Below are 1,628 nucleotides of genomic sequence, written 5' to 3'. Positions count from 1 at the left end.
ATTATATACCTCCCAAAAATATGCTGATTATGGAATAACATAATGGTAAAATTACTGTAATAACAGCATATATGGGAGGTTTTTAATGATGATAACCAGAAAAGAAAAGCGTGAAGCGGAAAAGGATAAAAAGTATTTTTTCGATTTCTAAAAATCCAGAACCATTTTTATAAGGATCTAAATAAGAAATTGAAACAAGTAAAAGATCCAAGGCATCCAAGCTATATAACGTATCATCCAGATGTTATTTTAATGATGGTTATGATGAAAAATGCATCGAGTCTAGAGTCGATGCGGGAAATGACAGATGAATTTAATACAGATAACTGTATTGAAAATCTATAAAAAATGCGGGAATAGAAAGCCTGGAGGAGTTACCCCACTATGATACGGTGAACGATTTCCAGTCTCGTTTAGATATGGAGGAACTTGAAAACATTCGGACATACATGGTGAAAGAACTCATAAATAAGAAGTGGTTTTATGATTATCGGATAGATGGTAAATATTAGGGAATCATCATTGATGGAACAGGACTTTTCACATATAGAGAAAAGCATTGTGAGCATTGCCTGAAACGGGAATATAAGAACGAAGAAACCGGGGAGAAAAAGACGCTATATATGCATCATGTTTTGAAGCAAAGCTGATAGTTGGAGACATGGTGTTCAATATAGCATCTGAATTTATTGAGAACGAATCAGAAAATGTGGAAAAACAGGATTGTGAACGGAATGCCTTTTATCGGATGGCAAAGAAGCTAAAAAACACGTTTAAACGGCTGCCAATTTGTATCATCGCAGACAGCTTATATGCATGTGAAAACGTCTTTCAGTTATGCGATAAGAATAAATGGAAGTACCTGATTAGGTTCAAAGAAGGAAGCATTCCATCGGTAATGAGAGAATTTCAGAATCTGAAAGTATTGGAAGACAACTCTTCTTATGAAGGAATTTCATGGGTGAATGGCATATCTTACAACGAACGAACAGTGAATGTATTAGGATTGGTGGAAGAAAAGAAGAAAGACAAAAGGACATTTACTTATATTACCAATATCAACGTAGAAAAGAAAAACGCAAAGGGGCTCATTAACGCAGGCAGAAGCCGCTGGAAAATCGAAAATGAGGGATTCAATACCCAGAAGAATATTCGCTACTATATTCAACATGCGAACAGTCATGATTATAATGCGATGAAGAATAACTATCTATTAACACAAATAACCGACATACTGGTTCAACTTTTTGAAAAGGGGTCAAAAATCATGAAAGCTGCCAAGAAAAAGGCCTCTAACCTGTTAAGAGCATTCCAGACTCTAACATTAATAGAAGAGGACCTCGTAGACCTAGAGAAACCCATTCAAGTGAGGTTTACCTAATAATTAAATTGTAGCAGAGGTTGTGATAATATAAAAGTAAAAAATGAGTTATCTACAAAAAAATAGATAAATACCAGAAATTCGGTTCGTTTAGCTTTAAAAAACACAAAAATAACATGGTAAAATTTAACAACCGTGGATAAGTTGATTTTCCTCTTTACCTCAGGTGATTGATAAATTTACTCTTCATAGCTATAAAGTCTGTTTCCTTGTTGCTAGAAATGATACCATCGAATATACTATATAA

Annotated in this window: 2 protein-coding genes; both read left to right on the top strand. The window is 34.2% G+C overall.

Going from position 1 to position 1,628, the window contains the following annotated elements; translation table 11 throughout:
- Positions 1 to 189: 189 nt before the first annotated feature.
- Positions 190 to 345 carry a hypothetical protein gene (locus SPD53_RS19675; RefSeq protein WP_336253567.1) on the top strand — a complete coding sequence of 52 codons (156 nt, stop codon included), beginning with the start codon at positions 190 to 192 and terminating at the stop codon, positions 343 to 345.
- Between the two features lie 316 nt (positions 346 to 661).
- Entirely contained in the window at positions 662 to 1,381 is a 720-nt protein-coding gene (locus tag SPD53_RS19670; protein ID WP_336253566.1) for a transposase, read from the top strand.
- Positions 1,382 to 1,628: the final 247 nt, after the last annotated feature.

The sequence above is a fragment of the Oceanobacillus sp. MO10714A genome, from assembly GCF_037072045.1.
Lineage (GTDB): Bacteria > Bacillota > Bacilli > Bacillales > Amphibacillaceae > Oceanobacillus > Oceanobacillus indicireducens.
This window is presented reverse-complemented; position numbering and strand designations above follow the sequence as displayed.

What these genes read in the sequence shown, in the direction of transcription:
- SPD53_RS19670 (WP_336253566.1), top strand. Translation starts at nt 662, where the DNA reads ATGGTGTTCAATATAGCATCTGAATTTATTGAGAACGAATCAGAAAAT.